We start from the raw sequence: 24,581 nt of genomic DNA on the forward strand, positions 1-24,581 counted from the left end.
GATGGTTCTTTAAATCATAATTTTCATTTAATGTTTAAAACCACTTGCTTCTTCTTCTGATAGCGGCACGGTAACAGGATGTTTGCTTAGATGCGCAACGGCTTCTTTATAATCTTTCAGCAATAAGCTAGCGAGATCACGGCTAAAACCATGACGAACTAAAATGCGTTGTACTGGGATGTTTTCTAAATGAGCCGGCAAGGTATAAGCGGGTACTAACCAGCCGCGCATGCGCAGACGATCTGCGAGATCAAATAAACTAAAGCCATGATCAACACCATCTTTAAGTTTCCAAGTGAGCGCTGGAATCCCTTTTTTTGGGTCGCCGTTATAAATGATTTCAAATGGCCCCATTTTGCTAATTTCATCGGATAAGAACATTGCCGTGTCATAGCAAGCTTGGTGAATTTTGCGGTAGCCTTCTTTACCAAGACGCAATAACGTATAGTATTGCGCAACAATTTGTCCGCCTGGACGAGAGAAATTCAAGGCAAATGTTGGCATTTGGCCGCCAAGATAATTCACATTGAAAATCAAATCTTGGGGTAAATCGGTTTTGTCGCGCCAAACAACCCAACCTACACCGAGTGGTGCTAAACCAAATTTATGGCCAGATGCATTAATTGATTTCACTCGTGGTAAACGGAAATCCCAAACGAGCTCTGGATAAGTAAATGGGGCAAGGAAACCACCACTAGCACCGTCAATGTGCATTGAGATATTCAGGCCCTTATCTTTTTGTAACTGATCTAAAGCATCGCTGATTTCTTTTACAGGCTCATATTGGCCGGTAAAGGTAATTCCCAGTGTGGGAACCACACCGATGGTATTTTCATCACAACGCTTAAGTACTTCTGCCGCATTCATCACAATACGGCCGTTATCCATTGGGATTTCACGGATTTCAATGTCCCAGTAGCGAACAAATTTATGCCAACAAATTTGTACTGGACCAGTGATTAAATTAGGTTTGTCATAAGGTTTGCCTGCCGCTTTTTGTCTAGCACGCCATTGCCATAAAAGTGCTAGTCCACCAAGCATCGCCGCTTCGCTGGAGCCGGTTGTTGAGGTGCCCAGGGTATTGCTGGCATCGGGAGAGTTCCATAGATCCGCGATCATATGAACACAGCGAGCCTCTATTTCTGCGGTTTGTGGATATTCGTCTTTATCGATCATATTCTTATCGATCGTCATATCCATGATTTGATGGACTTCAGGCTCTGCCCATGTTTGGCAGAATGTAGCTAAATTTTGTCGTGAATTGCCATCAAGCATTAACTCATCGGTAACTACTTGAAGTACATGGCGAGCTTCGTGCTCTTGTGCGGGCATTTTATATTTTGGTAAAGCAATCGATAAATCGTTAGAGGCAAATACCTCATCAAGTAAATCGCCTCGTACTGCGTTTTTTTCATGTAGCATTTTTTATCCTCTAGGTGATGAGTCGTAGCTTATGGCTAGCTAACTGTCAGTTAAAATGGATTTAGCGCTTATTTATAGATCAGAAATTCAAGTCTGTATTCAATTCTACGTAGTGGAATTGAATGCTTACATGGTTATTTTTGATGCTTTCATTGTACGTAGAATTAAAAATTTTATATGTAAGTGGTATTGGTTATTTATTTTTCACTCAGTCAGTGGATGTGGTGGTTATTTTTTTGGGTATATCTATGTAAACATTGTTTTTAAAGGGTTTTGTATTGATACCCTAAATAAATGACGATTAACTGCTTGTTGTTTTATTCAGAAAAAAATGGATATTTAGTAAGAAGCGCAGTGGTTGTGCTGGTGGTCGGTATAAGGGTGGGGTGTGTTTTTTTATTTTAAAAACAATTGCTTGATGTATCTTTTTTGGGTTTTTGGGAGTGATGAGACTGGGGTTGGTATTTTTTACATTGCGCTTATTTGTTTGTTTTTGTTTTGTAAGTTTTGGTGTATTTTTGTCAGCTTTGTGAGTGGTGGGTGTTGATTCAGCGAGTGCATCACGCTTTTTTGCGCTCAGCGAGGCCGGTCTGAGCGCAATTGGGGAGAGCTAGGGCGAGTTAAATCCAAAACTCACCTTGGCCGATCGGGCTTACTTTGCCACTGACTTTAATCGTGGTATCTACATCCAGTTGCAAGCGCGCAATACGCTGGATACCGTGGCCTTGTTCCATGACAAGGCTAAATGGCGTTGGTTTATGTTGTGCGAGCAAATAGCCACCTAAGTTGGCGCAGGCTGAGCCGGTGCCAAAATCTTCAGCAGATACGCCATTTTGATTCCAAAAATAACGCGCGATGACTGTTTCTCCATCGTAAGCCCAGACCAATGCACCCGCACGTCCTACTAAATTGATAGCCACTTGCATGAACTGTTCCGAGTTAGGTTGGCAAGCGGCGACGCTGTCAGCGCAATCTAATTGGATAATCAATTGTTCTGTGCCGCAATTAACAAATTGCGGCTGTTCAACAATATGACTACAGCTAATACCAAGGGCACTAGCAAGTTCAGCCCGCTCGGGGCCATCGCGATAGCTGGGTGGGTTGGCGGTGAGTGTGACTTGATGGCCGTCGATTTGCACGGGGATTAATCCGGCTTTCATTTGCAGCGTGAGTTGTGGACGGCCTTGAGCGATCACAAAGGCAGTGCCAAGCGTGGGGTGGCCCGCAAATGGCATTTCATAACTGGGCGTAAAAATACGCACCGCAGCGTCAGCTTGATCACTCGGTGTGACAAAGGTGATTTCAGAAAGGTTCATTTGCTGGCCTAGCGCGGCCATTTCTGCTGCTGTGATATCGCTCGCGTTGGGGAAAACCGCTAGCGGGTTACCCGAAAACAAGTGTTCGGTCGTAAAAACATTGACGAGCTGATATTGTATCTTTTTCATTCTTTTTCCTAAGGTATATTCTTGTAATCAATTAAATAAATAGCCTGCATAGCTATACCTACAAAATTTAAGTTTTTTTTAGATTGATCAATGAGTGTGATTAGTCCACTTTTTTTCTGGAATCATCACGCAGCGTATAAATCATCCACTGTATGCAGCTCTGCGCTTGTATAATATTGGGTTTCGCCTCTTTGCAGCTGCAAAATTACCCCATGATTCGTAAATTTATCGGCAAGGTGCTACGGCGCCCAGGACGGCGTGTTGTGCACGCCAAGCACTATGGTATTCGCCGTGATCAACTGCACTCTGGTGCGTTGAAAGTCTGTGATCGTCTGCAAGCGGCGGGATACGAGGCCTATATCGTGGGCGGCGCGGTGCGTGATTTATTGCTCGGCAAGTTACCCAAAGATTTTGACGTTGCAACTAGCGCTACGCCGGAGCAGGTGCGGCATATCTTTAACCGTTCGCGCATTATTGGCCGCCGTTTTCGGATTGTGCATGTGCCATTTTATGACCGCGGTGGTGAAGAAATCATTGAAGTTACGACCTTCCGTGGTAGTGCAGAATCACCCACCGATGCCAGCGGGCGAATTATTCGTGACAATGTGTACGGCACGATTGCTGAAGATGCTGATCGCCGCGACTTTACGGTTAATGCCTTGTATTACGATCCAAATACCGAAGAAATCATCGATTTTCATCACGGCATCGAGGATTTAGAAAAGCAGCAGCTGGTGATGATTGGTGATCCCGTTAAACGCTACCACGAAGATCCAGTGCGGATGCTGCGTGCCGCACGCTTATCGGCCAAATTGGGTTTGGCGATTGCGCCTGATACTCGCAAGCCAATACGTGATCACGCCGCTTTACTGGAGAATATTCCGTCAGCGCGATTATTCGATGAAATGATGAAGTTATTGCTGTCGGGCAAGGCATGGGATTGTATGCAAGCGTTGCGTGCGCATGGTCTACATCAACCTTTGTTTCCATTATTGGACAAGCTACTGTCTCAGCCAGAAACCGCCAAGTTTTTACAAAAAGCACTTGAAAACACCGATCAGCGCTTAGCCGATGATAAGCCAGTCTCGGCTGGATTTTTGTTTGCCGCTTTACTCTGGCACGAAGTTGAAGCGCTTTGGCAAAAGCGCCTTGCTGCCGGTGAAACCAAAATCACCGCCTTGATCGACGCGATGAATGAGGTTGAAAGTAAAGTCAGTAAACGTTTAGCAGTTCCCAATCGCTACAGTGCGGCAATGAAAGAAATTTGGTTGTTGCAGCCGCGATTTGAGCAACGGGTTGGTCTGCGCCCGTTCCGACTATTAGAGCAAGCGCGGTTTCGAGCGGCGTATGATTTCTTACTCTTGCGTGCCGATTGCGGCTTAGTGGAAAAATCTTTGGCCGATTGGTGGACGCAATTTCAAGTCAGTGATGAAACAGAGCGAACGGCGATGATTGATTTGGCGGCCAAAAATGGTCAATCAGGTGATGCACCTGCCAAGCGCCGTAAACGTAGTCGTCAGCGTAAGCCTGCGGCTCTAAAGCAATCTGGAAACTAAAGCGATGAAAATTTTTGTCGCTTTAGGCGCTAATTTGGGCGATCCAATCGCTCAACTTAATACAGCATTGGCCAGCTTAGCCGCTTGGCCAAAAATGACACTGGTACGCAGCTCGTCTTTTTATCGCAGCGCTGCAGTGGGTTATACCCAGCAACCTGATTTTGTGAATGCGGTTTGCGAAATCGACACCGAGTTGACTGCGCTTGAGGTCTTGGCGGCTTTACTCTCAATTGAGACCCAAAATGGCCGTGCTCGTGAATTTAAAAACTCACCCCGCACTTTAGATTTGGATTTGATTTTGTATGGTCAAGCGCAATACGATTTAGCCAACTTACAAGTGCCACATCCACGGATGCACCAGCGTGCTTTTGTTTTGCAACCTTTGCTTGAAATCGCGCCAGAAATTGAAATTCCACAACTCGGTCCAGCAAAGCACTTTCTTGCTACTGTAGCCGAGCAAGTATTGACGCGCATTCCTCAGAAAGCCACGCTTGCGGCTTAAATGTATCGATTTTCTGATCTATCTCCATTAGGATTGGTGCACTTTGCGGGGACGGCTCCATTTGCCGTCATCGCAGCGCCAACAGCAGCACCAAAAGTGCTGATCTTTTAAACTGCATGGATACCGAACCATGAAGACGACTCTGACTACATTACAAAAAATGAAACAAGATGGCCAAAAAATAGCCATGTTGACTTGCTACGATGCCAGCTTTGCGACGCTATTGGATGCCGCAGGCGTGGATATTTTTTTGGTCGGCGATTCACTTGGCAATGTAATCCAAGGGCATCGCTCAACCTTGCCGGTGACCATGGATGATATGCATTACCACACACAGGCGGTGGCTCGCGGCACGCAAACAGGTCTAGTTTTGGCTGATCTACCCTTTGGTAGTTATCAAATTTCACACGCCCAAGCCTATGAAAACGCCGCACGATTGATGGCTGCTGGTGCTGAAATGGTAAAAATTGAAGGCGGTGCAGTCATGGTCGATACCGTTCAATTTTTGGTGCAACGCGGTATTCCAGTTTGCGCACACATTGGTTTGCAGCCGCAATCGGTGCATGTGTATGGTGGATATAAAGTACAAGGCAAAACGGAATTAGAAGCTGAAGTGCTGTTACGCGATGCGTTGGCATTGCAAGCCGCAGGCGCCAGTATGGTGTTGATGGAAATGGTGCCAGCGTCGGTTGCCAAAACCATTACCGAATCATTGTCTGTCCCCACGATTGGTATTGGTGCTGGCGTTGATGTCGACGGCCAGGTGCTGGTGCTGTACGACATGCTCGGCGTTTATCCCGGTAAGAAAGCTCGTTTCGTGAAAAACTTTATGAGTGGCAGCCATAGTATTCAAGGCGCGGTTGAAGCGTATGTGAAAGCGGTGAAGGGCTTAACTTTCCCCGCCGAAGAGCATTCTTTTTAATTAAGAACTGGATTACGAATAGGACGAAAACGACCGAATTAAAGCTTAAGTTGTCGTTTAATTGGTCAATTGCTCTGTCTCTCTAGTGTTTTTACTGTCGCGCTCGGGTTTCGTTGCTTTGGTATTCCAGCCGTTGTTATCTACCTTCAAATTTCAGTCATCACACACCATGAAAATCATCCATACGATTGCAGAACTTCGCGCTTGGCGCAAAACAGTGGGCACGGTGGCTTTTGTGCCGACAATGGGCAGCTTGCATGCGGGGCATATGTCGCTCATCCATGCTGCAAAAGCTGCAGCGGAACATACCGTCGTTAGTATTTTTGTGAATCGCTTGCAGTTCGGTCAAGGCGAAGACTTTGATCGCTATCCGCGCACGCTAGAAAACGACGCGGCGCTGATTGCCGAGCAAGGCGGCGTGGATGTGATTTTTGCGCCGGACGAGAAAGAGCTTTATCCGAATGTGATTCAGCAATATCAAGTCACACCACCGGCGATTGCTGAAGAGCTGTGCGGTGCATTCCGTCCGGGGCATTTCCGTGGCGTTGCCACGGTGGTGACTAAATTATTCAATATCGTTGAAGCCGATATTGCGTGTTTTGGTAAAAAAGATTTCCAGCAATTATTTGTCATTCAGAGCATGGTGAAAGATCTGAATATGAATATTCAAATCTTGCCCGTTGATACCGGCCGTGCTGAAGATGGTTTGGCTTTGTCATCACGCAATGCGTTTTTAAGCGCTGATCAGCGCAATGAGGCGCCGCGTTTATATCATCATTTATCGCGGATGAAAGCGGCAATTAAAGCGGGGGATCGGGATTATTCCAAACTCGCGGTGCAAGCGGTCACTGATTTGCGCGTGCGCGGTTGGCATGATATTGATTATGTCGATACACGCAATGCTGAAACGTTAAAACCCGCGTCAAGTACCGATCACAAGTTGGTGATATTAATTGCCGCTCGGATTGGCAATACACGACTGATTGATAATATCGAAGTCAATCTCGATTAAATATTGATGTATTCAAAAAAAGTCATCCACACGAATATGTCGATGACTTTTTTATTCAATTGATGGAACGATTGATTGTAATGTGTGCTGCGATCAGGTTTTTGCGCTTTCTGGGTTTAGCTCCGTGCCTTTAATTCGCCGTAATAGGGCCCATAGCCGCCGCTGTTTTTTCTCAGAAAGTAATTCTATTTGTGTTAATAATGCAAACTCACTGCGTAATTGAATTCGATGGCTATTGGCAAATAAACTAGCTGCCTCACTGACATTACCGCGGTGCAAGATCAAACCTTCAGTCGCTCTCTCGTGCACCATAACACCAAGAAAATGGCGAATTTCGACGAGGTCAATTATCGGTAGTGTGCTGCAATGAATCACTTTACTAATTACTTCATTTTTCCAAATTAAGATATCAAGACTATTATTGATACCCATAGTAAATAATGAATATTTTATGCCTTTAACTTGGTAGTAGGCAATGCATAATTGCTTAAATTGTTGTTCATTTAGATTTTGAATTATGCCAATTTTCCACGTTGGGCGTTCAAGAAATTGGCTGATTGCAGAGCGGGTTATTTTTTTAAATTGTGTAGTGGTATCTTTGATTTGAGTGCGATGTCGAGATAAATGATTGGGTTTATCTTCTTTGTTAAGAAAAAGAAATAACAAGATTGAAAAGTAGCATAAGCTAATAATAAGAAAAATAGCCAGATGAAGCTGTGGCAATAGGGTCTTAAAATAGAATGCATCTTCTAGAAATAAGCGAATAAAAAAATAGCCGACGATAAACATCGTAGGAATGAATATAAAAAATATTGCAGTATATCGAATTTGGATTAACTGACGAATGAAGGCGTTCAGTGATGACATAGCGAATGGGGGTGGGCGGTGGTTTTTGGTATATTACTTCAGGTGTTTTTATCTATCAATATTTGCTTGTTTTTTGTAAGTTTTTGTTGGCTTTATGTGCTGACTTGTTGGAGAGTGGGCGAGTCGAATACAAAATTGCATTCGACTCATACTGTTTAAACCGTATTTGAATATTCAGTTATTGGCTTACATTCCCATATAACGCCCAGTTTTATGATTGCTGGTAATGACTAAATTAAGTGCAAAAGCGCCAATGATTGAAATAATCAATTGTTGCCAACTTACAATGGCTGCACCTACGGCTAAAATAGCTAAATCGATAACTAATTGAATATTGCCAGCGCGCCAGCCTTTGGTTTTTTGCAGATATAACGCTAATACCGTTACCCCAGCTAAGCTGGCTTTATGCCGAATTAACATTAATATCCCCACGCCCGCCATGAGTCCTCCCATTAAGCCCGCAAAAATAGGGTTTAGATTGCCAAAACTAACCCAGTGCGGCATCCATTCGGTAATTAAAGCCAGGCTTGCCACACAGGCAAAAGTCTTTAGGGTGAATTCTTTGCCGAATACTTTGTAAGCAAAAATATAAAACGGCACATTCAGCACAAATAAGATGAGGCCATAGGGTATATCGCTCAAATAAAATAAAATAAAGGTAAGCCCAGTAGTACCCCCTGTAATCAGTCCGGCATGCTTAAAAAGCTGGATGGCTAGCGCGACAAAGACAACGCCAGTGAGCATGCCTTGTAAGTCGTCAATTAAGGTGTGTGATAGGTGTTTTTGTGGCATAGCGAGTCAAGAAATAAAGGTGGCTTGCAGCATAGCGGCTTTTTGTGTGGTTGGCTGTAATGAAATCCCATCATGAGGTGTTAAGAAATAATAAAGAAAATTACTTTCATCATTTTATTCGAGGCAATTCAATTGAATTGCAAGTTGTTGCGAACTAAGGTTATGAGCTGAAAGCATGCGGTTTTTGAGCTTTCAAAGTGAAAATTTTTTTTATTCAAATAAGGATACTGATTGATGAAAATCGCTCAAGGTATTTCTATTATTGCTTTACAACTGTCTTTGTTTGTACCTGTGATGGCTAGCACAGATAAAGTCGATAAAAAACCACATTATCTGCCCATCGTTCAGCTTAATCTGTCTTCTTCTGGTATTAAGAATGGCATTATTGATGCTCAATATGGTGCAGCATCGAAAGATAAGCTTGGTGCAATGCCTTTAGAGTCGATTCCATTGCAGTGGTCCAAAGGGCCAAAATCAACTGCAGCCTATGCAATCACGATTGTTGATTATGATACGTCCCCCATTATTGGCTTTCCGTGGATTCATTGGTTGACGGTTGTTCCTGCCACCATGACCTCGTTACCAGCCAATGCTAGTCGTTCTCACGCCAATAATATGGTGCAGGGCGTGAATAGTTATTCTGATGGTGTGATGCTCAATATGCCGTCAATGAAAGGCTTTGATGTGCCCGCTGCGCAAGCTGCAGCGTATGGCGGGATGGTGCCAGTGGGTTTTGCGCATAAGTACACCATTAAAGTATTTGCTTTGAATCGCCCTTTAAATTTAAAACCTGGGTATTTTTATAATGAGTTACTCACAGCCATGGAAGGTAAGGTGATTGGGGAGGGGACTTTATATGGCGTTTATGATGCCTATATTGTGCATCCGCCGAAAGCCGATCAATCCGAGAGTTATATCAAGGCGCATCAATAGTCTTTGAATGAGCGCTTTTTTTAAGCTGGCGGCATGCCGCCAGTCATATTAGAGTTTGCCTATATTTGTAATGAGCATAGTCTTAAAGTATCCAGATTGAATGGCGGGAGAAGATCATGATGATCAATTCGAATGTAATGGCCTTAGGGATGCAAAGTCGAGATGCGGTATCTCAATCGTCTTCAACAAAGGCCATGCAAAGTTTATCGAGTGGCTCGCGAATCAATAGCGCTAAAGATGATGCGGCGGGTAGTGCTTTAATTGCGCAATTTGCGGCACAAATTGCCGGTAGTAATCAGGCGGTGAGAAACCTGAACGATGGTATTTCTTTGGCGCAAACCGCCGATGGGGCCTTGAGTTCGATTTCGGACAATACGGATCGACTACGTGTGTTAACTGTGGCCGCGGGCAACGGTACTTTATCGGTGAGTGATCGGCAGGCGATGCAGGCTGAGGCCGATGCATTGTCGCAAAGTAATGCGGATATTGTTAAAAACGCGCAATTTAATGGTCAGGCGCTGTTGCAAGGTGGCGCATTTAACTTTCAAGCCGGGCCCAATGCCAATGATTTACTTAGCTTGAATAATCCAACCTTAAATGGCACGAATGGCTTGGCAAGTGCCGCCGGATTGCTCGATTTATCAAGCGCTAGTGCAGCCAATAGCAGCCTCTCTTTGCTGGATCGTGATGCTGAGCTGATTTCTGGGCAGCGGGGGCAACTTGGCGCTTTTCAAAATCGAATTGATAGTGGTATTCAAAATTTGCAAACCAGTGCTTTAAATTTATCTGCTGCCAAAAGTCGTGTTGCGGATACCGATTACGCAGCAACAACATCGCAATGGACACAAGATAAGGTGCGTAATAACGCGAATTTGGCGATGCAAGTTCAGGCGCGGGCGAGTGCGGGGCAAGTGCTGAGTTTGTTGCGATAACTGGGGTATTTGAATGCGGGTAATAGATTTTAATAGTCGTGGGTCTATACCTTAATATTTGTATATCAAGTTTGCAGCGTTGAGTGTGCCACTACAGAGTATGAGATTGCAAGATTTAGTCATAATGAGTTTGTTATCGCTTACGACAAAAAGGGCCGATCTGAATCGGCCCTTTTTAATGGCTTAAATCATCAATGGTGTTTGTAACAAGCCAAAATGAGCGCAGACAGGTAAAATTGCCGCTTCATTTGAGGAAACATCATGTCCCACGCCGAAATCATTCAAACAACACAGCATTGGCTCGAGCAAGCGGTGATTGGTTTGAATTTGTGCCCTTTTGCAAAATCGGTCTATGTCAAAAATCAAATTCGCTACGTGGTGAGCGATGCAAAGCATTTAGATGGTTTTTTGGATGATTTGGATCGTGAGCTGGATTTTTTGCAACACACACTGGCCGATGAGGTGGACACCACTTTATTGATTCATCCGAGTTTATTTCCAGATTTTGCGATTTTTAATGACGTGCAAGCTCTGGCAGAAGACATCGTCGTCGAGCACGAACTCGACGGGATCTTGCAGGTAGCGAGTTTTCACCCCGATTTTCAGTTTGCCGATACTGAGCCTAGCGATATCAGTAACTACACCAACCGTGCGCCGTATCCTATTTTGCATTTGATTCGTGAGGATAGTATTGCGAAAGCGGTGGCCGCGTTCCCAAATCCCGATGTCATTTTTGAACGTAATATCGCCACCTTGGAAAAAATCGGTCTTGCCGGCTGGTTGGCCTTGGGCTTAAAAGCCAGCGGTCAATAATGCGGATTTGGATTGTTATTTTTAGTCTTTGCTTGGCCGCCTGCGGCAGTAATCCGGCTTCGGTTTCTGGGCCGACACCTGCTGGTTTTTATCGGGTGAAATCAGGCGATACCTTGTATCGAATTGCCAAAAATAATGATCAAAGCGTTGCTGAGCTGCAGCGTTGGAATCGCTTATCAAAAAGCGATGATATTCAGGTGGGGCAATTATTGCGACTAACGCCGCCAGCGGGGAGTGCGGCGACGGCTAAGCCAAGACCGACGCAGTCAGCTCGACCGAGTTTACCGGTGGTTAATCCGCCGACTAATGTCGGCATTGAGATGATTTGGCCGGCTCAGGGGCCATTATTGTATAGCTATGCGCCGCCGCGCGTTAAAGGCATTGGCATTGGTGGCAATTTAGGCGCGTCGATTGTCGCGGTTGCCGATGGTAAAGTGCTGTATTCCGGCGATGGGATTCGTGGTTATGGTTTGTTGCTGATTATTCAGCATGCGCAAGGGTATTTAACGGCTTATGCCCATACTCAAAAATTGCTGGTGAAAGAGGGCGCGCAAGTGAAGCAGGGGCAAGCCATTGCGACGATGGGCAAAACCGGAACGGATAGTGTGAAGTTGCACTTTGAAGTGCGGTATAAAGGCAAAACCATCAATCCGGTGAGTGCGCTGCCGAGTCGTTAATGCCCAGTTTTCGCTCGTATAAAACGATAAAAAATTTCATTTAGATTAAAGATCGCTGGTCAATTTAAGGCAGCGTGTTTCTGAGTATTGGGGTACGAAATGCAAGTAGCAGTGATTTCGGCGGTTGGCCTCAACCGTGTGATTGGCATTAATAATCAATTGCCTTGGCGCTTGCCAGAGGATTTAAAGCATTTTAAAGCGCTAACCATGGGGAGCGTGATGCTCATGGGGCGTAAAACATTTGAGTCTTTACCCGGCTTATTACCCGGCCGAGCGCATTGGGTGATTAGCCGTAACCCACAATGGTCTGCTGAGGGGGCAACGGTATTTGCAGGGCTCAATGATGCCATTGATGCAGCAAAAGCGGCGGGGCATGAGCGGGTGTTTGTGATTGGTGGCGGTGAGATTTATCAACAAAGCTTGGCGCTAGCCGATACCCTTTATTTGACCGAAGTGGCATTAAGCCCGGCAGGAGACGCATTCTTTCCTGAGTTTTCTTTGCAACAGTGGCAAGAGCAAAGTCGGGAACCGGGGGTGTCGAGCAAGGGGATTGAATATGCTTTTGTGTGTTATAAAAAAGTAACTAATTAAGTTTTGCTTATGGGTATATGGCGCTAGATTTTTATTTGCAAGATCTTGATGTATATACCCTTGTGTTAAGCTGAGAGGACATTGCTGGTAAGCCCAAACTATTGTCGTTGTTGATATAAAAAAAGCCGATCAATGATCGGCTTTTTTCATGCTTGTGACGTGCTTATTTTTGTTGCGCGCGTTCAAAGCTAGTCATTATCTCAGCTTCAGCAGCGGCTTTGTCGCCCCAATCTTGAACCTTAACCCATTTGCCTTTTTCGAGATCTTTATAGTGCTCGAAATAGTGTTTTACTTGTGCCAAGAGCAATTCTGGCAAGTCAGCTAAAGTTTGGATATGGGCATACATGGCACATACTTTTTCAACTGGCAAAGCAATGATTTTCGCGTCAAAGCCGGACTCATCTTCCATGCCCAAAACACCGATGGCGCGGCATTTGATGACCATGCCAGGCGCGAGTGGGAATGGCGTGTGTACCAAAACGTCAACAGGATCGCCATCGAGCGATAAAGTGTGTGGCACAAAACCGTAGTTCATTGGGTATGACATTGAGGTACCTACGAAACGGTCAACGATGATCGCGCCAGATTCTTTGTCAAATTCATATTTAACAGGCGGTGCATTAGCAGGGATTTCGATGATAACGTTAAAGTCTTCTGGCAGGTTTTTGCCGGCTGGGATCTTGCTGATGTCCATGGTGGATTGTCCTGAGTAGATAAAGCGAAAGAAAACCCCCAATTGGTCGCCAATATTACGCTAGCATAACCAGCGTTGACGGTGGGTTTTCAAGTTTGCATTGGATATAAACCCCTCGATTATATCTATCCCTTGTGGCTCTTGATAGTTTGCTGAACGGAAAATGTAGGGAAAGTACAAATATTGCACTGCAATAAGGGCATGGCATACTGCTGCACAGTATACAATTAATCATTACTCCTTGAGGTTGCTCGCGATGAAACCCCACTATCTTGCCCCTTTGTTTGATCCCTCTTCAATTGCGGTGGTGGGCGCATCGGATACGGTTGGCTCGGTTGGGTATTCAGTCACGAAAAACATTCTGGATGGTGGCTATGCTGGCGCGCTGTATGCGGTGAATCTAAAGCATAAAACGGTGCAGGGTTTACCGGCGGTAAAAACGCTCAGCAAGATCACCAATCCGGTCGATTTGGCGATTCTGACGACCCCCAGTCGTACGCTACTGAAGTTAATCGAAGCGTGTGCTCAGCAAAATATTCGCCACGTGATGATTATGTCTTGCGATTTTGTTGGCCAAGATAAAGCCAGCCAAAAACTGCTAAATAAAATTTTACAGCTGGCTAAATCGCTCAATATTCGTATTTTAGGGCCGTCGGTATTTGGCTATTGCCGCGTCTCGAGTAAATTATTGGCGGCCAATTTTAGTGGCAAAATAAAAAGTGGCAGCTTGGCTGTGGTCTCGCAATCGTCTTCAGTCACCACGGCGATTTTAGACTGGGCTGAGTTGCACGACGTTGGTTTTTCTTCAGTGGTTTCTTTAGGTACCGCATCCGATATCGACGTGGGCGATGTGCTGGATTATTTGGTTGCTGACCCGAAAACCAAATCCATTTTGCTGTATATCGAAGAATTAAAAGACGCTCGCTTATTCATGTCGGCGCTACGCGCTGCATCACGCTCTAAAGCGGTTTTGGCGTTAAAAGTCGGGCGTTATGAGCAAGAAATTAAAGTTGGCCGCACGCATTCCGAGCGCCTAATTAATCACAATGATGTGTTTGATGTGGCACTGAAACGCGCAGGGGTATTGCGTTTACGCTCGATCAATCAATTGTTCACCGCGATTCGAGTGATGGACGGCTCTTATCGTACCAAAGGTCGTCGTCTGGCGATTATTACCAACGGTATTGGCGCAGGTTTAATGGCGGTCGATCGTGCCAACGATTTACATATTGCATTGCCGCAATTGACCGAGGCCACCATTACCCAGTTGCGCGGACTATTGCCGCTGCAAAGCAGTGTTCACAATCCGGTAGACGTTTTGGGTGATGCCAATGCCGAGCGCTTTAAACTCGCCACTGAGTTGGTGATTAAAGATCCAAATATCGATGGCGTGTTGGTGGTGTTTACCCCGCAAGTTGGCACTGACGATATGGCGACGGCCGAGGCGATGATTGCGCTGAAAAAAACCACCGATAAGCCTTTGCTATTGGCGTGGGTGGGTGGCAAGAAAATCGATGCCAGCCGAAAATTACTCGGCAAATCGCAAATGGCGTTTTTTAATGCGCCAGAAAGCGCGGTTGAAGTGTTTTATTCGCTGGCTGCATGGCAATACAATCAGCAATTGCTGCTACAAACGCCAAGTCCTTTGGGCGAAATGGAAGCGCCAGATCTCGAAACCGCGCAAATGATTATTAGCACCGTGTTGGCCAGTGGCCGCGAAGTACTGGATGAAGTGGAATCAAAAGCGATTTTGCGCGCGTTTCATATCCCCGTTACGCTCACCATTCGAGCGCAATCGGTCGACGAGGCCGTATCGGCGGCAATGGGTTTGGGTTTGCCGGTGGCGATGAAGATCGACGCCAAAGGTATATTGCATAAAACCGATATCGATGGCGTGGTGCTTAACCTTAATAGCTTGGTGCAGGTGGCAACCGAAGCCAGCAAAATGTTGTCGCGCGCGCAAGAGCGGCTTGGCGCCGAGAATGTGCGTGGCTTGGTGATTCAACCAATGCATGGCAAAAAATCCGGCCGCGAGCTGATGGTGGGGGTTGGCCGTGATCGCGCGTTTGGTCCGGTGATTACGTTTGGTTATGGTGGGGTTACTGTTGAGGTATTTAATGACATCGCAGTGTCGTTGCCGCCGCTCAATGAATACCTCGCTGAAAATCTAATTAGTCGCACGCGAGTCAAAAAAATGCTCGCGCCATTTCGCAATTTGCCCGGCGTGGATATGGCAGCGGTGAAGGCCGTGTTAATGCGGGTTTCGGAGATGGTGTGTGAGTTTCCACAAATTCAGCAGCTGGACATTAATCCGCTGATTGCCGATGAAAATGGCGTTATTGCTGTGGATGCGCGGATTGTGTTGGCGCCATTAGCCGAGCATGCACGTCGTTATAGCCATATGGCGATTCACCCTTATCCGGCGCATTTGGCGCAAGTTACACATTTGAAAAATGGTCTGCCGCTGGTATTACGGCCAATTCGTCCTGAAGATGCCGATTTGATTGCCTTGTTTGTGAGTAAGTTGTCCGATGAAAGTCGCTATAACCGCTTTATGAGCACTTTAAAATCATTGCCACAAGCAATGCTGGCGCGTTTTACCCAGCTCGATTACACCCGAGAAATGGCGATTGTGGCGACGGTTGAAACAGGGATCGGTACTGAAATCATTGGCGTTGCCCGTTTTAATGCCAATCCAGATCGAGATAGTTGCGAGTTTGCAGTGGTGATTAGTGATCAATGGCAAGGGATGGGCTTGGGTGGGCGCTTGATGAATGCCTTGTTTATCGCCGCCCGCGATATGGGTTTGTCGGTGATTGAAGGCGAGGTGTTAAGTAGTAATAAAACCATGCTCACCTTTATGAAGCATATGGGCTTTAGTATTACCCGCCATGCGGAGGACGATAGCTTGAAGTGGGTGGTGAAGCACTTGGAGGACGTGATTTAACTGCCTTATGGCGGGATTTTTTGTTGAAAAAACTTGCAAATTCAAAAGCTTGTTGCTTTTTTTTGTCGTTTTCTTGACATTTGCTTTGACTTTTGATTTTGGGTGCCGTATATTTGAGGCACTAATTTGATTGAGCACATTGAATGCGACTTCACCTCGAAGTGATGATCGCCAAGTGTTTAGTAGTTCCTCCCCAGCAAGCCTCCTCAGCTTATCTGCAAAGTTTCCTCGAAACGTGGTGCTCTTCTATTGGTGCTTTACCGTCCGGCTTTTGGGCGGAAATTGGCTTAGCAACCGTCAACAAGGTTAGCCGAGCCCCATAGTTTGGATTCCATAAATGACTAATCGTATGTTTGATTTTGATGTAGAAGCTCGTCCATCCACTCGTTCTGCCGAGATGGAAGGTTGGTTTCAAATTGTAATTTGCCATGGCAATGCGCGTAAACCCGTTACCGATTGGCAGCCTGCGCCGTTAGCACAACGTGCCACCGTGCATTCGGTGTTGCAAGGTGCCGCAGCCCTCGCACGTCAGCAAATTCAATCTCAGTTTCATTAATTTGCGTTCGGCAACACTTGCCGATGCCGCTTACATTTTTTGCCGTGCCCATTGAGCTATTGTCTATGTTTGGGCGTCCGGCGTGCTTTATCGCGGATGAGGTTAATTTTTAATTCAATCCGCAGTCTATTTTTAATTAAGCCAAGCGTTTGCTTGGCTTTTTTTATTGGCACACTTCCTGCTTATGCTTATTCCATCTTCATGGAGTTTGTATATGCTAGGCCGTCTCGACGATTATTTTCGCAATCAAGAAACCGCACTGAAATTACGCAGTTACCGCCAAGAAATTTTGGGCTCCAATATCGCCAATGCCGATACGCCCAATTACAAAGCGCGAGATATTAACTTTAAAGCGGCTTTTGAGGCGGCGCGAACCTCGTCAAATACGCATACTGCCCCATTGAAAACCAGCGATAGTCGTCATTTGCAACCGAGCAAAACAATTGATTTATTTGCCCCCGAGCGACTGTATCGCAATGAGCAGCAACCATCGATTGATGGCAATACCGTTGATATGAATACCGAAATGAAAGAATTTACCGATAACGCGATTCGCTATCAGGCTGCGGTGACGTTTCTAACGCGCCGGATTGAATCGATGAAAACCGCGTTAACTGGCCAATAAGGAATGCATTAATGTCTCTGTTTCGTGTTTTTGATGTTGCATCATCGGCAATGAATGCGCAGTCGGCGCGCTTGAATGTGGTGGCGAGTAATTTGGCTAATGTCAATTCGGCGACCAGCTCTGATGGGCAGCCGTATCGGGCTAAGCAGGTTGTATTTCAAGCCGTGCAGAGCAATACCCATAATGCTGCGTCGGTAGGGGTGAAGGTTGCTGGGGTGATCGAAGATCAATCACCACCGCGTTTGGTTTACGATCCAAAGAGTCCTTTTGCCGATGCCAATGGCTACATCGCGATGCCTAATGTCAGTGTGATTGAAGAGATGACCAATATGATTTCAGCGTCACGTTCGTACCAAACCAATGTTGATGTAATGAATACAGCAAAAACCTTGCTGATGCGCACTTTGTCGATCGGTCAAGCTTAAGGAGAATCATGATGGCAACGGCACCTATTAATAATAATTTTGATTACACCTCTTTAAATACCAAAAACAATAAAGTCAAAACCGCGGCTGAAGAGCAGCAAGATAGCTTTATGAAATTGCTGGTGAAGCAATTGCAAACGCAAGATCCGATGAATCCAATGGATAACGCGCAAACTACCAGTCAAATGGCGCAGATTAATACGGTCACCGGGATTGGCAAGCTCAATGAAACCATGATGCAAATGCAATCGCTGTATGCCGGTACGCAAGTGATGCAAGCGGCAAATTTGATCGGCAAAGAAGTCCTTAGCCCCGGCAAAGGCTTCCATTTTGACGGTACCAACAAGGCTGACTTGCGGATGAATATCCCAGAAGGCACCACGGGCGCTGTACTCAGTGTGTTTAATAAAGACGGGGTTGAGGTCGCAAAAATCCCTTCAAGTAGCACCACGCCGGGCTTGGCAAAGGTGGAGTGGGATGGCAAAAAGGCCGATGGCACCTTATTGCCAGCCGGTGAATACACCGTCGCCGCTAAAGGGCAAAGAGATGGCAAGGAAATTGCTTTAGACACGGTAACTTGGCAAGTCGCTAAATCAGTTGAATTCGGTAGTGCTGGCGTTGGTGTGTATTTGGCCAATGGCAATAAAACAGGTTTTGGTGATGTGATTCAAATTCGCGCCGCTGGCAGCAGCACTAACGCATAAAAGTAGGGGAATTATCATGGGTTTTCAACAAGGTTTAAGTGGTTTGGGCGCATCGGCAAAAAGCTTGGATGTGATCGGCAATAACGTGGCCAATGCCAATACCGTTGGTTTTAAAGGCGCCCGCGCTGAATTTGCAGACATTTATGCCAGCACCTTTGGTTCCTCGTCCAATATTGCCGGTATTGGTGCTAAGAATCAGACCATTGCACAGCAATTTGGGCAAGGTAACACCACTTCAACCAATAACCCTCTGGATATTGCGATTACGGGCAATGGTTTTTTCCGGATGCAAGATCCAACTGGCACGATTAGTTATGCCCGTAATGGTCAGTTTCAATTGGATAAAAATGGCTTTATTGTCAATAACGCGCAGTTATTAACCGGTTGGCCGGTGGATCGTGGAACGGGTCAAGTATTGGCGGGCTCGACTCCGCAACCGATTCAGTTGCAGTTTTCGAATATCGGCGCGCGCCAAACCGGCGGCTCTGGCGTGACCGGTGCTGGTTTGAATTTGGGTTTAAATCTCAACGCCAACGATAAAGTAATACCAGCGACAACTGCTTTTTCATCGACTGATCCCACCACTTACAATTACTCAACGTCAGCAACGGTTTACGACTCTTTGGGCGGCACCCACACGCAAACGTTTTATTTCCGTAAAAATGTACCGCCAGCTACGCCGACCGTACCACCAACGAGTACTTGGCAAGTGCATTACGCATTAGATGGCAAAGACGTCAATGTGGATGGCACTTTGGGTGCGCAAGCGGCAGCGACCATGAAAGCTGCAACTACAGCTGCGGCGGTGACCGTACCTCCCGCAACGGCAGCGTCGGTGCTTACAGCAATTCAAGCTGCTGTGGCAACAGACAATACTGCCGGTGCGACCGCCGTGGCGACCGCAGCAGCAACGGCAGCCGCTGCGGCAGGGGCAACGCCAGCTTCGGTATTGGCGGCGGCACAAGCTGCAAATTCTGCGCTGTATTCATCGAGCTCAATTACCTTTGATGCCAATGGCCGCCCAATAGGTATGCCGGTTGGCGGCACGAATTTTACCGTGACTGCTGCGGGGCTCAATAACGGTTCAAACGGCTTGAATTTTCAAATGTACTTTGATAAATCCACTCAGTTTGGTAGCCCATATTCGGTGAGTACGCTGACGCAAGATGGCTATACCGATGGTATTTTAACTGGTATTTCAGTTAATAAAGACGGGATGGTGCAAGGTCGTTATTCCAATGGCCAAACGCGTAATGTGGCGCAGATTGTGCTGTCTTCATTTACCAATGTGCAGGGTATGCAGCCCTTGGGTGATAACCGCTGGGCGGAATCGTCGGCCTCAGGTCAGCCACTCACTAATGCGCCGGGTTCAGGTAGTACTGGCTTGCTGCAATCGGCATCTGTTGAGGATTCGAATGTCGATTTAACCAGTGAATTGGTGAATCTAATTACTGCGCAGCGCAATTATCAAGCCAACTCACAAACGATTAAAGCGCAAGATACCATTTTGCAAACCATCGTTAACTTGCGTTAATAGAGAAATATGGATCGTTTAATTTATGTGGCAATGACGGGCGCCAAGCAGACTGAATATCGCCAATCGACCGTTGCGAATAATTTGGCCAATGCCAATACCACCGGTTTTCGGGCGGATTTAGCGGCGTTTCGCGCGGTTCCGGTGATTGGCGGTCCCGGTTTGGCCACTCGCGCATTTGCTGTTGAGCAAGGCGCGGGCTCTGATTTAAGCCAAGGATCGTTTCAACAAACCGGCCGCGAGCTGGATGTGGCAATTAACGGCGATGGCTGGTTTGCAGTACAAAGTGCTTCTGGCGAAGCGTATACCCGCAATGGCAATTTTGTGGTTGATGCCAGTGGTATGCTCAAAACCTATACCGGTTTGATCGTTGAGGGGGATAGTGGCCCGTTAACCATTCCAGAAAACACCCAAGCATCAATTGCAGCCGATGGCACCGTATCGGCAATTGATTTGGCCAATCCGGCGCAAGCGGTGGAAATTGGCCGCTTAAAGTTAGTCAATCCCGCCGCAGCAGAAATGGAAAAAGGCCTTGATGGTTTATTTCGCCGCCGTAATGGCGAGGCAGGACAGCCCGATCCCAACGTGCGCTTGGCTGTGGGCGGTATCGAGGGGAGTAATGTGAATGCGGTCGATCAATTGGTGACCATGATTGCCACGCAGCGCCATTACGATATGCAAATTAAATTATTACAAACCGCCGAGCAGAACTCACGTTCTGCCGCTTCGATTTTATCGTTGAACGGTTAAGTATTCGATAAGGAATAAAGCCTCATGTTTCGCTCATTATTGACCGCAAAAACCGGCATGGATGCCATGCAGTTTAATGTGGATGTGATCTCGAATAACTTAGCCAATGTGAGTACCACGGGCTTTAAGCGAGAGCGTCCGGTTTTTCAAGATTTACTTTATCAAAATTTACGTCAGCCCGGTTCTGCCACCAGCCAATCAACTCAATTGCCAACCGGTTTAGATGTGGGTACAGGGGTGAGTCCAGTCGCCACTGCGCGTATTTTTATGCAAGGTAATCTGCAGTTGACCGATGGGCCATTGGATATGGCGATTAATGGCGCTGGTTTTTTTCAAATTGCGATGCCCGATGGTAAAACGGCATATACCCGCGACGGTAGTTTTCAAGTCGATAACCAAGGTACGGTGGTGACCTCCAATGGTTATCCTTTAGAACCGGCGCTGCAAGTTCCGCTAGGGACGACCAAGGTGACGATTGCCAAAGATGGTACAGTAACGGCAATCATTAATAATGATGCTGCTGCGCCAGCTCAATTGGGCAATATTCAGCTAGCCACTTTTATTAATCCGCCGGGTTTGCAGGCGGTTGGCGGTAATTTATATCTAGAAACGGCGGCCAGTGGCGCGCCAACGGTAGGCACCCCCGGTACCAATAGCCTCGGTGCGCTCAATCAAGGTTATGTTGAAGCATCGAATGTGAATGTGACTGAAGAATTAATTAATATGATTCAAGCTCAGCGGGCGTATGAAATGAATTCTCGTTCGGTGCGAACGTCGGATGAAATGCTGCAAAAACTAGGTACTTTGTAACGTGATGACATTGTTTAAGTTGATTCAGCTTCGCAGTTTATTTGCTGGATTTCTGTTATTAAATTTAGCGGCTTGTGTGGCGCCCCAATCGATTGTGACGCAACCGATCAGCGCTCGTCCGCAGCAAAATGTACTCACACAAAGCAATAATGGCGCAATTTTTCAGTCGGGCACGGCCAAATTGCTGTTTGAAGAGCCGGTGGCGCGGCGTATTGGTGATATTTTAATTATTACCATCGAAGAAAATCTATCCGCAGTGAACTCCGCTAATAGTGGCGCCAATCGCTCAGGAACTTTGTCATTGGGTGGGTCGACGAGTTTGCCGTATATGCCTGGGGCGATTGAAAAACTATTGTCCGGTACGGCCGATATTACCTCTGAAAACACCTTTGCTGGCAAAGGCCAAACCAATAGTAGTAACACTTTTAAAGGTACGATCGCAGTCACCGTGGTTGATGTATTGGCCAATGGTAATTTAGTCTTGGGCGGTGAAAAACAGATTGCTGTGAATGGGCAAACCAGCTTGATTCGTTTTTCAGGCGTGGTTAATCCAAACGATATACGAGCAGGGAATACAATTTCATCGACTCGAGTCGCTGATGCGCGTATTGAGCAAGTTGGGCAGGGCGCGATTGCTGATGCCAACACCATGGGTTGGATGCAACGTGCTTTTATGTCGATTTGGCCATTTTAAGCCGGTTTAAAGGAAAATAATGCGCCACTTATTACTGGTTTTGCTGTGTTGTACGTCGATGTTGAGTATGGCTGAGCCTTTAAAACAGCTCGCTAGCTTTGCCGGCGTACGAAACAATCAATTGGTGGGGTATGGCCTTGTCGTTGGCTTGGACGGTACAGGCGATCAAACCACGCAAACGCCGTTTACAGTGCAATCGATCCTAAACATGCTCACCAATCTTGGCGTGCAAGTGCCCACGGGCGGTAATTTACAGTTAAAGAACGTCGCCACCGTGATGGTGACCGCCACTTTGCCGCCGTTTGCGCGGCCAGGTCAGCCTTTGGATGTGGTGGTTTCTTCGATTGGTAATGCCAAAAGTTTGCGCGGCGGCACTTTATTAATGGCACCGCTCAAAGGTGCTGACGGGCAAATTTATGCCATGGCGCAGGGCAATTTAATTGTCGCTGGTGCTGGTGCTGCCGCTGCAGGGACCAGTGTGCAAGTAAATCAATTGGCAACAGGCTTGGTGCCAGCAGGTGCAACGGTTGAGCGAGCCGTACCGACGACGTTAGGTAATGGTGAATTTGTTCAATTAGAGCTATTGCAAACTGATTTTTCAACAGCAAGTCGTGTGGTGAACGCCATTAATGGCCAAATCGGCGCGGTGGCGACTGCGCTCGATGGCCGAGTGATTCAAGTGCGCGCGCCGCAAGACCCCAATCAGCGCGTGGCTTTTTTGGCACGGCTAGAAACGCTCGATGTTACGCCAGCGCCAAGCAACCCTAAAGTCATTATTAATGCCAGGACCGGCTCGATTGTGATGAATCAAGCTGTAACCGTCGATGCGTGTGCGATTGCCCATGGCAATTTAACGGTGACGATTTTGGCGGAAAATGCCGTGGCGCAACCCAATGCGCTGGCGGGGGGCGCGACCAAACGAGTTGAAAACGCCGAGATTCAAATTGAAACCGGCAAAGGTCCAATGGTGCGAGTGCCAAAGTCGACTTCACTCAATCAAGTGGTTAGGGCGCTAAATGCCGTTGGCGCAACGCCGCAAGATTTGTTGGCTATTTTGCAGGCAATGAAAGCGGCAGGTGCACTAAAAGCAGTCATTGAAGTGATTTAGTCTATCGCGGTATGAATCTGTGATTTGTATCTGGGTATATTATCTGGGTATATGTGTACTGGCATTTATATGTAAAGCTTGTGCACATATACCCAATTTTATTTTAAGCGTTGCTATTAAAATCACCTCCCCAGTGATAAAAGTCTAATTCTGAAAAGCACGAAAAATGAAGGCAACGTGATCTCGTCGTTTTTGATGCTTTATTTCTTTTTCCCTACAAAATCAGTCCTCAATACAACTCGGCATACTCTTTGCTTATAGCTTAACAATTAAGCTATTGATGTGTTCGGAGCCGACTGTGAATTCAGCCAGTAATGCCATTCAAAACACCCTCGCCATTGATCCTAAAGCCATGAATCAATTGCGGGTGACTAATCGCGCCGACACCGCAGCAGGGGCCAAAGCGATCGCCCAGCAATTTGAGGCGCTCTTGATGCAGCAAATGCTGTCATCGATGCGAACAGCTGCACCGACCGATAGCATGAATGAAAGCAGCAGCGTTGAGATGTTTCGCGGTATGCACGATCAGCAACTCACGCAAATGTGGGCCAATCAAGGCGGCTTAGGTTTGGCGGATGTGATTATGCGCCAGATTCAAGTGCAACAAAATCCTGCTCTATTGCAGCAGCCACTGCATCGTGGCGTCAATCCATTGATTGATCAGGGCTTGGATTACCGTAATGTGAAAACGGTTTCTGCCCCCATCGTTGCGGCAAAAACTGCCGTTGTACCGACTGATCTTGCCGATGGCGCAAGGTCTGGCGCAGCTGACTTTATTAATAAAATCAGCGCAGCGGCGCAAAGTACCGCCAGTGTATTGGGCGTGGCGCCGCATTTATTGCTGGCGCATGCCGCACTAGAAACCGGTTGGGGTAAAAAAACGCTCAACGACGCAGCCGGTAATGATTCGTTCAATTTATTTGGCATTAAGGCGGGAAGTAGCTGGAAAGGAAAAACCGTTGATGTATTGACGACAGAGTTTGTCGATGGTGCGGCACAAAAGCGGGTGGAAAAATTTCGGGCTTACGATTCATATCAAGACGCATTTGCTGACTATGCCAGTGTAATGAAGCGGCGCTTTGGCGATGCTTTAGAGCAAGGCAGCAATGCGCTGGGTTTTGGTAAGGCATTGGCCAAAGAGGGCTATGCGACCGATCCGCAATATGCACAAAAATTCGCTCGTGTTGCCGACAGCGTGGTGGCGCGCTTAGGTGCTCAAAATTCAAGATTGGGCGCTTAACGCCGATAGAATAAGTATAGGAGTTTCATC

General features: G+C 46.6%; 25 protein-coding genes. 20 read left to right on the forward strand and 5 right to left on the reverse strand.

Features of this window, described 5'->3' with window-relative positions; translation table 11 throughout:
- Positions 1 to 27: 27 nt before the first annotated feature.
- Both gad and K4H25_RS05805 read right to left on the reverse strand, forming a co-directional pair.
- A complete protein-coding gene (gene gad / locus K4H25_RS05800) occupies positions 28 to 1,422 on the reverse strand; it encodes a glutamate decarboxylase (RefSeq protein ID WP_221022412.1) in 1,395 nt (464 codons plus the stop codon).
- 620 nt (positions 1,423 to 2,042) lie between these two features.
- Entirely contained in the window at positions 2,043 to 2,867 is an 825-nt protein-coding gene (locus K4H25_RS05805; protein ID WP_221022413.1) for a PhzF family phenazine biosynthesis protein, read from the reverse strand.
- Positions 2,868 to 3,079: 212 nt separating this feature from the next.
- On the opposite strand from K4H25_RS05805, the gene pcnB reads away from it, so the two are divergent.
- The 4 genes from pcnB to panC all read left to right on the forward strand — a co-directional run bounded on the left by pcnB (position 3,080) and on the right by panC (position 6,859).
- Positions 3,080 to 4,423 carry a polynucleotide adenylyltransferase PcnB gene (pcnB, locus tag K4H25_RS05810; protein WP_221022414.1) on the forward strand — a complete coding sequence of 448 codons (1,344 nt, stop codon included), beginning with the start codon at positions 3,080 to 3,082 and terminating at the stop codon, positions 4,421 to 4,423.
- A 4-nt stretch (positions 4,424 to 4,427) separates the two neighbouring features.
- Positions 4,428 to 4,925: a 2-amino-4-hydroxy-6-hydroxymethyldihydropteridine diphosphokinase gene (gene folK, locus K4H25_RS05815; RefSeq protein ID WP_221022415.1), complete on the forward strand. Its 498-nt coding sequence runs from the start codon at positions 4,428 to 4,430 to the stop codon at positions 4,923 to 4,925.
- A 130-nt stretch (positions 4,926 to 5,055) separates the two neighbouring features.
- Positions 5,056 to 5,847 (forward strand): 3-methyl-2-oxobutanoate hydroxymethyltransferase, encoded by a 792-nt coding sequence (gene panB / locus K4H25_RS05820; RefSeq protein WP_221022416.1) that lies wholly within the window; start codon positions 5,056 to 5,058, stop codon positions 5,845 to 5,847.
- Positions 5,848 to 6,016: 169 nt separating this feature from the next.
- Positions 6,017 to 6,859, forward strand: a complete 843-nt coding sequence (gene panC / locus K4H25_RS05825) for a pantoate--beta-alanine ligase (RefSeq protein ID WP_221022417.1) — start codon at positions 6,017 to 6,019, stop codon at positions 6,857 to 6,859.
- Positions 6,860 to 6,952: 93 nt separating this feature from the next.
- On the opposite strand, the gene K4H25_RS05830 is transcribed toward panC, so the two are convergent.
- Positions 6,953 to 7,648 (reverse strand): restriction endonuclease, encoded by a 696-nt coding sequence (locus tag K4H25_RS05830; protein WP_221022418.1) that lies wholly within the window; start codon positions 7,646 to 7,648, stop codon positions 6,953 to 6,955.
- 264 nt (positions 7,649 to 7,912) lie between these two features.
- Positions 7,913 to 8,518 (reverse strand): YitT family protein, encoded by a 606-nt coding sequence (locus tag K4H25_RS05835; protein WP_221022419.1) that lies wholly within the window; start codon positions 8,516 to 8,518, stop codon positions 7,913 to 7,915.
- Positions 8,519 to 8,752: 234 nt separating this feature from the next.
- On the opposite strand from K4H25_RS05835, the gene K4H25_RS05840 reads away from it, so the two are divergent.
- From K4H25_RS05840 to K4H25_RS05860, 5 genes are all read left to right on the forward strand, one after another.
- Positions 8,753 to 9,451, forward strand: a complete 699-nt coding sequence (locus K4H25_RS05840; RefSeq protein ID WP_221022420.1) for a YbhB/YbcL family Raf kinase inhibitor-like protein — start codon at positions 8,753 to 8,755, stop codon at positions 9,449 to 9,451.
- A gap of 116 nt (positions 9,452 to 9,567) precedes the next feature.
- Positions 9,568 to 10,383, forward strand: a complete 816-nt coding sequence (locus tag K4H25_RS05845; RefSeq protein WP_221022421.1) for a flagellin N-terminal helical domain-containing protein — start codon at positions 9,568 to 9,570, stop codon at positions 10,381 to 10,383.
- Positions 10,384 to 10,644: 261 nt separating this feature from the next.
- Entirely contained in the window at positions 10,645 to 11,196 is a 552-nt protein-coding gene (locus K4H25_RS05850) for a DUF1415 domain-containing protein (RefSeq protein ID WP_221022422.1), read from the forward strand.
- Positions 11,196 to 11,873, forward strand: a complete 678-nt coding sequence (locus K4H25_RS05855) for a peptidoglycan DD-metalloendopeptidase family protein (protein ID WP_221022423.1) — start codon at positions 11,196 to 11,198, stop codon at positions 11,871 to 11,873. The genes K4H25_RS05850 and K4H25_RS05855 overlap by 1 nt, the downstream gene beginning before the upstream one ends.
- A 99-nt stretch (positions 11,874 to 11,972) precedes the next feature.
- Positions 11,973 to 12,464 carry a dihydrofolate reductase gene (locus K4H25_RS05860; RefSeq protein ID WP_221022424.1) on the forward strand — a complete coding sequence of 164 codons (492 nt, stop codon included), beginning with the start codon at positions 11,973 to 11,975 and terminating at the stop codon, positions 12,462 to 12,464.
- 163 nt (positions 12,465 to 12,627) lie between these two features.
- Here the strand turns inward: K4H25_RS05860 and ppa are convergent, their stop codons facing one another.
- Positions 12,628 to 13,158, reverse strand: coding sequence for an inorganic diphosphatase (gene ppa, locus K4H25_RS05865; RefSeq protein ID WP_173533482.1), 531 nt, complete (start codon positions 13,156 to 13,158; stop codon positions 12,628 to 12,630).
- Positions 13,159 to 13,414: 256 nt separating this feature from the next.
- Here ppa and K4H25_RS05870 point away from each other — a divergent pair, with 256 nt between their 5' ends.
- From K4H25_RS05870 to flgJ, 11 genes are all read left to right on the forward strand, one after another.
- Complete coding sequence (locus K4H25_RS05870; RefSeq protein ID WP_221022425.1) at positions 13,415 to 16,105, forward strand: bifunctional acetate--CoA ligase family protein/GNAT family N-acetyltransferase; 2,691 nt, start codon at positions 13,415 to 13,417, stop codon at positions 16,103 to 16,105.
- A gap of 337 nt (positions 16,106 to 16,442) precedes the next feature.
- Positions 16,443 to 16,661, forward strand: coding sequence for a hypothetical protein (locus tag K4H25_RS05875; protein WP_221022426.1), 219 nt, complete (start codon positions 16,443 to 16,445; stop codon positions 16,659 to 16,661).
- Between the two features lie 214 nt (positions 16,662 to 16,875).
- On the forward strand, positions 16,876 to 17,286 hold the full coding sequence (flgB, locus tag K4H25_RS05880; protein WP_221022427.1) for a flagellar basal body rod protein FlgB: 411 nt from the start codon (positions 16,876 to 16,878) through the stop codon (positions 17,284 to 17,286).
- Positions 17,287 to 17,297: 11 nt separating this feature from the next.
- Entirely contained in the window at positions 17,298 to 17,711 is a 414-nt protein-coding gene (flgC, locus tag K4H25_RS05885) for a flagellar basal body rod protein FlgC (protein ID WP_221022428.1), read from the forward strand.
- A gap of 8 nt (positions 17,712 to 17,719) precedes the next feature.
- A complete protein-coding gene (locus tag K4H25_RS05890; RefSeq protein ID WP_221022429.1) occupies positions 17,720 to 18,415 on the forward strand; it encodes a flagellar hook assembly protein FlgD in 696 nt (231 codons plus the stop codon).
- A 16-nt stretch (positions 18,416 to 18,431) separates the two neighbouring features.
- A complete protein-coding gene (locus K4H25_RS05895; protein ID WP_221022430.1) occupies positions 18,432 to 19,949 on the forward strand; it encodes a flagellar hook protein FlgE in 1,518 nt (505 codons plus the stop codon).
- Between the two features lie 9 nt (positions 19,950 to 19,958).
- A complete protein-coding gene (gene flgF, locus K4H25_RS05900) occupies positions 19,959 to 20,699 on the forward strand; it encodes a flagellar basal-body rod protein FlgF (protein ID WP_221022431.1) in 741 nt (246 codons plus the stop codon).
- Positions 20,700 to 20,723: 24 nt separating this feature from the next.
- A complete protein-coding gene (gene flgG / locus K4H25_RS05905; RefSeq protein WP_221022432.1) occupies positions 20,724 to 21,509 on the forward strand; it encodes a flagellar basal-body rod protein FlgG in 786 nt (261 codons plus the stop codon).
- A gap of 4 nt (positions 21,510 to 21,513) precedes the next feature.
- A complete protein-coding gene (locus tag K4H25_RS05910; protein WP_221022879.1) occupies positions 21,514 to 22,203 on the forward strand; it encodes a flagellar basal body L-ring protein FlgH in 690 nt (229 codons plus the stop codon).
- Positions 22,204 to 22,222: 19 nt separating this feature from the next.
- On the forward strand, positions 22,223 to 23,311 hold the full coding sequence (locus tag K4H25_RS05915; protein ID WP_308443244.1) for a flagellar basal body P-ring protein FlgI: 1,089 nt from the start codon (positions 22,223 to 22,225) through the stop codon (positions 23,309 to 23,311).
- 298 nt (positions 23,312 to 23,609) lie between these two features.
- Positions 23,610 to 24,551, forward strand: coding sequence for a flagellar assembly peptidoglycan hydrolase FlgJ (flgJ, locus tag K4H25_RS05920; RefSeq protein WP_221022433.1), 942 nt, complete (start codon positions 23,610 to 23,612; stop codon positions 24,549 to 24,551).
- Positions 24,552 to 24,581 lie beyond the last annotated feature (30 nt).

The sequence above is a fragment of the Deefgea piscis genome, assembly GCF_019665785.1.
Classification (GTDB): domain Bacteria; phylum Pseudomonadota; class Gammaproteobacteria; order Burkholderiales; family Chitinibacteraceae; genus Deefgea.